The organism is Streptomyces sp. NPDC091280, assembly GCF_044768565.1.
Lineage (GTDB): Bacteria > Actinomycetota > Actinomycetes > Streptomycetales > Streptomycetaceae > Streptomyces.
This window is the reverse complement of record NZ_JBIVUZ010000027.1, coordinates 24,779-32,887: the sequence shown is the minus strand read 5'-3', so window position 1 is coordinate 32,887 and position 8,109 is coordinate 24,779. Positions and strand designations below refer to the sequence as shown.

Sequence of the window (8,109 nt, the reverse complement as noted above, 5' to 3'; positions counted from 1 at the left end):
GGGGGGGGGGGTTTGTGGTGGGGGGGGGGGGGCTGGTAACGGGGTGTGCCCCCCCCGACCCCCCGGGGGGGGGGGGGGGTGGGGGGCCGCCGGGGGGGGGGGGGGCCCCCCCCCCCGCGGCGCCGATGCACCGGAGGGAGCGCGCCCGGGACAGCGCGCGTCAGGAACTGCCCCGACTATGAGCCAGACGGCTGCGGTCGCCTAGCCTTCGCGCCATCGAACCCCCGGATCCCCTCATCCGCTCAGCGGATGGTCTGCCATTTCCCGGCCGACGCCACGCGCGCCGCGGTCTCCCGCAGCCAGATGTGTGCGGCGTCGCGGGTGTGGACGGGGTGCCACCACAGCGCCTCCCGCAGCGGTACGGACTCATAGGGGGGTTCCATGATCCGTACTGGTGCGGTACCGCGGAGACGTTCGGCAAGGAGTGCCGGGATGAGGGCGATGCGGCGGGTGCCTGCGACCAGGAAAGGCAGCGCCGAGAAGCTGTCGACGGAGACGTCCACCCTTGGTTCGATGCCGAGCATGCCGAGCTGGCGGACCGCCGGGGAGTCGTAGGCGCGCAGGTACGTCACCCACGGCAGTCGCGCCACGTCGTCATGGGTGAGGTGATCGCCCACCTCGGGGTTGTCAACGGCGACGAGGAACACCCAGTGGTCCTGGAAGAGCTCGGTGGCGGGGAAACCGCTGATGATGCCGTGCGGCATGATCACGCCGTCCACGGTGCTCAGCAGCGCGCCCGTCTCCTCGACGATGCCAGCGGGGATCTGCGTGAAGCGCACGCGGATGCCCGGGGCCTCATGGTCGAAGGCCCGGGCGAGTTCGGCTCCGAAGACCGTCACCGCGTAGTCGGTGGTGGCGAGTGTGAATTCTCGTGACTCCGCGGCCGGATCGAAGTCGGCCTGGCTGGTGAAGAGGCGTTCCAGCAGGCCGCAGGCCGCGGTCGTGCGGTCGAGGAGGACCTGGCCCAGGGCCGTCAGCTCGTAGTGGCCGCCGACGCGGGCGAGCAGGTCGTCGTCGAACTGGCGGCGCAGCTTGGCCAGGGCGGCGCTCATCGCGGGCTGACTCAGGCCGATGCGACGACCGGCCCGGGTGACGTTGCGCTCCTCCAGAAGGGCGCGCAAGGCGACGACCAGGTTGAGATCAAGGCTTGCCAGGTTCACGGCGCGCTCCAGCAGGCGAGGGCGGCGACTCCGTCGCCATCAGTGGGACGGATGATCAGATCCACAGAATCAATTTCTCAGATCGGGCGAGGTGCGGCCAGATTAGACCCATCGCAATCAGGAGGACACGTTCGTGAAACCCGCAGCCACGTCCGTCCCTTTCACCGGCCCCTTCGCTCTCGGCACCCTCTCCGCCCCTGACGGGGTCCCGTTTCCCGCTGTCGTCACGCCGGACGGCCGCGCTCTCGGCCTGCCCACCGCCCTCAGTGATGAGGTACTGACGATCCGCACGCTCCTGGAGAGCTTGTCGTACATCTCCCAGACCTCCCACCTCCTGCCTGGCGACCTGGTGCTGACCGGGTCCCCGGCCGGCAACGGCATGCACTGGGGACGGCTGCTGCGCGACAGCGACGTCATGGAGGGCTCGATCACCGGCCTCGGCGTGCAGCGCACGCGTTGTGTGGAGGAGAAGGCATGACTCTGAAGCGTCACGACCCCGAGGGCGCGATCGCCGAGGCCGCCAAGAAGTACTCCAACTGGGGCCGTTGGGGCGAGGACGACGTGCTCGGGACCCTCAACTTCCTCGACGAGGCCAAGCGGCGCGAGGGCGCGGTCCTCGTCCGGCGCGGGGCCAGCTTCTCCCTCTCGCAGCAGTTCGACATGAACGGCCCCCAGAAGGGCTGGCGACGACGCACCAACCCCGTACACACCATGCTCGACACCGGCGCCGACGCCGCCCTCGGCAGCCAAGGCTTCCCGCACGGCATCGGCGGCGCCGACGACGTGATCGCGATGCCGCTGCAGTGCTCCACCCAGTGGGACGGCCTGGGGCACATCTTCGACCACGGCAAGGCCTGGAACGGCCGCCCGGCTGAGAAGGTCGTCACCTCAGGCGGCGACCTCGTGACCGGCATCGAGCACATGGCGACTTACGTCGCCGGGCGCGGGGTGCTGCTCGACGTCGGCCGCGTGATCGGCACCGGCGGCGAACTGGCCGACGGCTTCGCGATCACCGAGGAGCACCTGGCCGCGACCGCTCAGGCCCACGGGGTGACCGTCGGTCGCGGGGACATCGTCGTCGTCCGCACCGGGCACTTCACCCGCGCCCTGCGCGACGGCTGGGGCGACTACGCCGGCGGCCCGGCGCCGGGCCTGTCCTTCACCACCGCCGGCTGGCTGCACCGTACCGAGATCGCCGCGATCGCCACCGACACCTGGGGTTTCGAGGTCCGGCCCAACGAGTTCGAGAACGCTTTCCAGCCGCTGCACCAGGTCGTCATCCCCAACATGGGACTGCTGATCGGCGAGATGTGGGACCTGGAGGCGCTCGCCGAGGACTGCGCGGCGGACGGCGTGTACGAATTCTGGCTCACCGCGGCACCCCTGCCCATCACCGGAGCAGTCGGCTCACCGGTGAACCCCATCGCCGTCAAATAACCCACGGGACAAGGGAGTTCCCATGACCACAGCCCGCAGAGTCCTCGTCATCGGCGGCGGCTCCGCCGGCAACGCGGTGACGATCCTGCTGCGCCGCGCCGGCCTCACCGTCGACCTCGTCGAGGCCAGGCCCGACTGGAACGCCACCACTGGGTCCGGCATCACCGTCCAGGGCAACGCCCTGCGCGTCCTGCGTGAGCTCGGTGTCTGGGAGCAGGTGAAGGCCTCCGGCTTCGCCTTCGGCTCGCTGGGCATCACCGACCCGGACGGCACCCTCCTGCACGTCGTCGAGGACATCAAGACCGGCGGGGAGGACCTGCCCGCCACCGTCGGCATGCAGCGCCCCCGGCTCCAGCAGATCCTCATCGACGCGGTCCGCGCCTCTGGCACCACCGTCCGCCTGGGCACCACCGCCGAGATCCTGGACCAGGACGCGGAGGGCGTCTCGGTGCGCTTCAGTGACGGCACCGAGGGCCGCTACGACCTGGTGATCGGAGCCGAGGGCCTCAACTCGGCCACCCGCGCGGCCATCGGCATCACCGACAGGCCCGAACCCACCGGCCAGGCGATCTGGCGCATCCCCGCCCCGCGCCCCGAAGGCGTCACCCGCACCGACCTGACGTTCGGCGGCCCCGCGTACACCGCGGGGTACTGCCCGACCAGCGAGAGCACCCTCTACGCCTACGTCGTCGAGGCCTGCCGCGGCCGTGACGCGATCCCACCGGAGTCGTACGCGGACGAGATGCGCCGCCTCGCCGACCAGTACGGCGGTGTCTGGCCCGAGATCGCCAAACACATCACCGACCCGGCGAAGATCAACTACACTTGGTACCACCGGTTGCTGGTCGAAGGCTCCTGGCACCGCGGCCGGATCGTCCTGATCGGTGACGCCGTCCACTGCTGCCCGCCCACCCTCGCGCAGGGGGCGGCCATGTCGCTGGAGGACGCCCTCGTCCTCGCCGAACTGCTCACGAGCGGACAGGACTGGGACGACGAGCTGTTCCAGACCTACTACGAACGCCGCATCCCCCGAGTGCGGACCGTCGTCGACGCGTCCGTGCACCTCGGGCAGTGGCAACTGGACGGCGCGCGCGACGCCGACGCGTTCGGTCTGATCGGCCGGTCCATGACCTTCCTCAAGGCGCTCCCGTGACGCAGCCCACCGTAGTGGTGCACGCGCACGTCCTGTTGCCCGAGGTGCAGGCCCTCGTCGCTGGCCTGCCCGGGCTCGCGGCGGCACAGGAGGTCGGGTCCCGCCGTCATGGACCGGACGCCCTGGCCGTCAGCGGCACGATGGTGCGCGAGCGCATGTCGCGGCTGACCGACGTGTCCGTACGACTGGCCGCGATGGACGCGCAGGGCGTGGACGTGCAGCTGGTCAGCCCCTCGCCGTCGCACCACCACTACTGGGCGGACGAGGAAACGGCCGAAAAGGTCTACCGCCGCGCGGGCAAGGCCACGGCCGCCCACTGTGCCACCGCACCCGAGCGGCTCCGCGGGCTCGGACATGTACCGCTGCAGCACCCTCAGCCGGCTGTCGACGCACGTGAACACGCCTTGGCCCATGACCTGTTGGGCGTGGAGATCTCCAGCCCGCGCCGGGACGCGAACTGTCGGATCCGGTGTACGAACCCTTCTGGTCACGAGCGGAGGCCACGGGCACGCTCGTCTTCCCGCACCCCTTCGGCTGCACGCTCGACGAGCGTCTCGACCAGTGGTACCTGTCCAACACCGTCGGCCGGCCCACCGAGAACGCCGTCGCCTCTCACATCCCACGGCGCGCTGCGCGCCGCCCGCCTGCCCGACTCCGACTCCCTGCACGGCGGCAACGCGGCCGCGCTGCCGCGCCTGACCTGACCCCACACAGGAGGAAGCCCTCATGAGTAACCGTCTGCTCACCCACCTGCGGCACGTCGACCTCGCCGTGCCCGACTACGACAAGCAACTCGACTTCTACGCCGGCGTCTGGGGCCTGACCAAGGTCGCCGAGGACTCCGGCATCTCCTTCCTCGCCGCCGAGGGCTCCCCCGAGCAGTACGTCGTACGGCTGCGCAAGGCCGACGAGAAGCGCCTCGACCTGATCTCGTACGGCGCCGCTTCACCGCAGGACGTGGACACCCTCGCCGAGCAGCTCCTGGCCGCCGGCGTGCAGCTGATCTCCCAGCCGGGCAAGGTGGACACCCCCGGCGGCGGTTACGGCTTCCGCTTCTTCGACGTCGACGGGCGCACCATCGAGGTCTCCGCGGACGTCGAGGTACGACAGCACCGCAGGATCGAGGAGAAGGAGTCGATCCCGGTCAAGCTCTCCCACGTCGTCCTCAACTCGCCGGACCTGAAAAAGACCCGGGGGTGGTACGAGACCCACCTCGGCTTCCGCCTCACCGACACGCTCAGCTCCCCGCACATGGGCGAGGTCATGCACTTCATGCGGATCAGCAACCAGCACCACTCCATGGCCATCGCCAAGGGCCCGCACACCGCCCTGCACCACGTCTCCTTCGAGATGCGCGGCATCGACGAGTACATGCGCGGCTCCGGCCGGGTAGTCCGCGCCGGCTTCAAGAAGCTCTGGGGCCCCGGGCGGCACACGGCGGGCGACAACACGTTCACGTACTTCCTGGACCCGCACGGCAACACCGTCGAGTACACGACGGAGCTGGAGAACGTGGACGAGGACACCTGGCACCCGCACGTCTACGACTTCTCCCAGCCCGACGTCGCCGACCAGTGGGGCACGGCCAACCCGATGAACGAACTCGTCGCCAAGGAGTCCTTCAACGACCCCGACCGCGGATGTTTCGTGGCCCCGCCCGTCTGATCACCTGAGCTCCGGGGGCGCGGTGGCCCTGTCAACTGCCCTGACGCTCCATGCCGCGCCCCCGGCCCACCACCCGAAGCCCTGGTAGTCCCGAAGCCTGGAGCCGCACATGCGCTTCGCCGCATACGAACACCAACACCAGCGCCGTGTCGCCGTCGTCGGCCAGGACGGCCGTCTCCACCCGGTCCCCGGCGAGCGCACGCTCACCGATCTGATCGCGTCCGGCGGCCTGTCCGAGGCAGGTACAGACGCCCTCGACGCCCAGGCCGGCCCTCACATCTCCGAGGTACGGCTGCTGCCGCCGCTCCAGCTGCCCACTGTGCGGGACTTCGTCACCTTCGAGGAGCACGTCGAGGGCGTACGGCGCTCCGTCGATGGGGCGACCGGGGTGCCGGACGCCTGGTACGACGCGCCGACCTTCTACTTCACCAACCCCTACGCGGTCATCGGCCCGGACGACGACGTCCCCCTGCCGCCAGGGTCGAGCGTGCTCGACTTCGAACTCGAAGTCGCCGCCGTGATCGGCAAGGAAGGCCGCGACCTCACCCCCGAACAGGCCCGCGACCACATCATCGGCTACACGGTCTTCAACGACTGGTCCGCCCGCGACCTGCAGTCCGCCGAGATGAAGGTCGGCCTCGGCCCCTGCAAGGGCAAGGACACCGCCACCACCCTCGGCCCCTACCTCGTCACCGCCGACGAACTGGAGAAGTACCGCGACGCCGACGGCTTCCTGCGGCTCGCTCTCACCGCCGCGGTCAACGGCGAAGTGGTTGGCAAGGACCTGCTGTCCAACATGAGCTGGACCTTCGAGGAGATGGTCGCCTACGCCTCGCGCGGCACCGTCGTCCGCCCCGGTGACGTCCTCGGCTCGGGGACCTGCGGCAACGGCGGCTGCCTCGCCGAACTGTGGGGCGTACGCGGCAGGCAGGACCCGCCACCGCTCAAGCCCGGCGACACGGTCACTCTCACCGTTGAAGGCATCGGCTCGGTGTCCAACACCGTGGTGGCGGGCGCCGATCCGGTGCCGGTCCCGGCCGCCCGACGCCGCTCGCGGGAGCGGCCATGACCGACCTCCACCCATTATCCCCCTCGGCCGCGTCGGCGTGCCGAACGACGTCGTCAACGCGGCCGTCCTCCGCACCTCCGCCGAATCCGCCCTACATCACCGGCGCCAACCTCGTCGTCCACCGTCCTGCCCATCACCACCACCTGAAAGGAAAAGCAGCTCGTGAACAAGGTCCGGGCGAGTGCCGCTGAGGCAGTCGCCGACATCCCCGACGGCGCGTCGCTGGCCGTCGGCGGCTTCGGCCTCAGCGGCGTACCCGAGATCCTCGTCCGTGCCCTGCACGAACAGGGTGCCGGAGGTCTGCGGGTCGTCTCCAACAACTGCGGGGTCGACGGCCGCGGCCTCGGTGTTCTCCTGGAAGCGGGCCGCATCGCCCGGGTGACCGGCTCCTACGTCGGCGAGAACAAGGAGTTCGCCCGTCAGTACCTGTCCGGGGAACTGGAGGTCGAGCTCGTCCCCCAGGGCACGCTCGCCGAGCGGCTGCGCGCAGGGGGCGCGGGTATCCCCGCCTTCTACACCCCGGCCGGCGTGGGCACCCAGGTCGCCAACGGCGCACTGCCCTGGCGCTACGCCCCTGGGGGCACCTCCCGGCCGAAGGCTGGGGGAGGTTCGGTCGCTGTGGCCTCCCCGCCGAAGGAGATCCGCGACTTCGCGGGCCGCCCGCACGTGCTGGAGCACGGCATCACCACCGACTTCGCCCTCGTAAGGGCGTGGAAGGGCGACCGGCACGGCAACCTGGTCTTCCGCAAGGCCGCCGCCAACTTCAATCCACTGGCCGCCATGGCCGGGCGCATCAGCGTCGCCGAGGTCGAGGAACTCGCCGAGCCGGGCGAGCTGAGCCCCGACGAGATCCACCTGCCGGGCGTGTTCGTGCAACGCGTCGTCGAACTCACCTCCGCCCAGGCCACCGAGAAGGAAATCGAACACCTTGTGATTTCCGCGTCTTCGACACGAGGGACCGTACGCTCATGAGCTGGACCCGCGACCAGATGGCCGCCCGCGCCGCCGCCGAACTCACCGACGGCTCCTACGTCAACCTCGGTATCGGCCTGCCCACCCTGATACCCCGCCACCTTCCGCCCGGCGTCCAGGTGGTTCTGCACTCGGAGAACGGCATCCTGGGCACCGGCCCCTACCCCACCGAGGACGAGGTCGACCCGGACCTGATCAACGCCGGCAAGGAGACCGTCACCGTCCTCCCCGGGGCCTCTTTCTTCGACTCGGCGCTCTCCTTCGGCATGATCCGCGGCGGCCACATCGACACCGCCGTCCTCGGGGCCATGCAGGTCTCCGAACGGGGCGACCTGGCCAACTGGATGATCCCCGGCAAGATGGTCAAGGGCATGGGCGGCGCCATGGACCTCGTCCACGGCGCCCGCCGCGTCATCGTCCTGATGGAACACACCGCCAAGGACGGCACCCCCAAGATCGTCAAGGAGTGCGCCCTTCCCCTGACCGGCGAGCGGTGCGTCCACCGCGTCATCACCGACCTCGGCGTCCTCGATGTCACGGATGACGGCCTCGCCCTGGTGGAGACCGCCCCCGGCGTCACCGTGCAGGACCTCACCGCTCGCACCGGCGCACCGCTCCTGTTGGAGTCCGCACACGTCGGCTGCTGAACATTC

At 70.1% G+C, this 8,109-nt stretch carries 8 protein-coding genes and 1 pseudogene; 8 read left to right on the top strand and 1 reads right to left on the bottom strand.

Annotated features, from left to right (window positions below; translation table 11 throughout):
- Nucleotides 1-242: 242 nt before the first annotated feature.
- Nucleotides 243-1,160 (bottom strand): LysR family transcriptional regulator, encoded by a 918-nt coding sequence (locus ACIQPR_RS47820; RefSeq protein WP_403663682.1) that lies wholly within the window; start codon nt 1,158-1,160, stop codon nt 243-245.
- A gap of 133 nt (nt 1,161-1,293) precedes the next feature.
- Between ACIQPR_RS47820 and ACIQPR_RS47815 the strand changes: the two genes are divergently transcribed.
- The 8 genes and pseudogenes from ACIQPR_RS47815 to ACIQPR_RS47780 all read left to right on the top strand — a co-directional run bounded on the left by ACIQPR_RS47815 (nt 1,294) and on the right by ACIQPR_RS47780 (nt 8,103).
- Nucleotides 1,294-1,638 carry a fumarylacetoacetate hydrolase family protein gene (locus tag ACIQPR_RS47815; RefSeq protein WP_403663679.1) on the top strand — a complete coding sequence of 115 codons (345 nt, stop codon included), beginning with the start codon at nt 1,294-1,296 and terminating at the stop codon, nt 1,636-1,638.
- Nucleotides 1,635-2,597: a cyclase family protein gene (locus tag ACIQPR_RS47810; RefSeq protein WP_403663676.1), complete on the top strand. Its 963-nt coding sequence runs from the start codon at nt 1,635-1,637 to the stop codon at nt 2,595-2,597. Before ACIQPR_RS47815 ends, ACIQPR_RS47810 begins: the two co-directional genes overlap by 4 nt.
- 22 nt (nt 2,598-2,619) lie before the next feature.
- Nucleotides 2,620-3,750, top strand: coding sequence for an FAD-dependent oxidoreductase (locus ACIQPR_RS47805; RefSeq protein WP_403663673.1), 1,131 nt, complete (start codon nt 2,620-2,622; stop codon nt 3,748-3,750).
- Nucleotides 3,747-4,369 (top strand): annotated as a pseudogene (locus tag ACIQPR_RS47800) (amidohydrolase family protein); the annotation flags it as partial. The gene ACIQPR_RS47805 and the pseudogene ACIQPR_RS47800, both read left to right, overlap by 4 nt.
- 107 nt (nt 4,370-4,476) lie before the next feature.
- Complete coding sequence (locus tag ACIQPR_RS47795) at nt 4,477-5,415, top strand: VOC family protein (RefSeq protein WP_403663670.1); 939 nt, start codon at nt 4,477-4,479, stop codon at nt 5,413-5,415.
- 109 nt (nt 5,416-5,524) lie between these two features.
- Complete coding sequence (locus tag ACIQPR_RS47790) at nt 5,525-6,484, top strand: fumarylacetoacetate hydrolase family protein (RefSeq protein ID WP_403663667.1); 960 nt, start codon at nt 5,525-5,527, stop codon at nt 6,482-6,484.
- Nucleotides 6,485-6,646: 162 nt separating this feature from the next.
- Nucleotides 6,647-7,456 (top strand): CoA transferase subunit A, encoded by an 810-nt coding sequence (locus tag ACIQPR_RS47785; protein WP_403663664.1) that lies wholly within the window; start codon nt 6,647-6,649, stop codon nt 7,454-7,456.
- Nucleotides 7,453-8,103: a CoA transferase subunit B gene (locus ACIQPR_RS47780; protein ID WP_403663661.1), complete on the top strand. Its 651-nt coding sequence runs from the start codon at nt 7,453-7,455 to the stop codon at nt 8,101-8,103. The genes ACIQPR_RS47785 and ACIQPR_RS47780 overlap by 4 nt, the downstream gene beginning before the upstream one ends.
- The last annotated feature ends 6 nt before the right edge of the window (nt 8,104-8,109 follow it).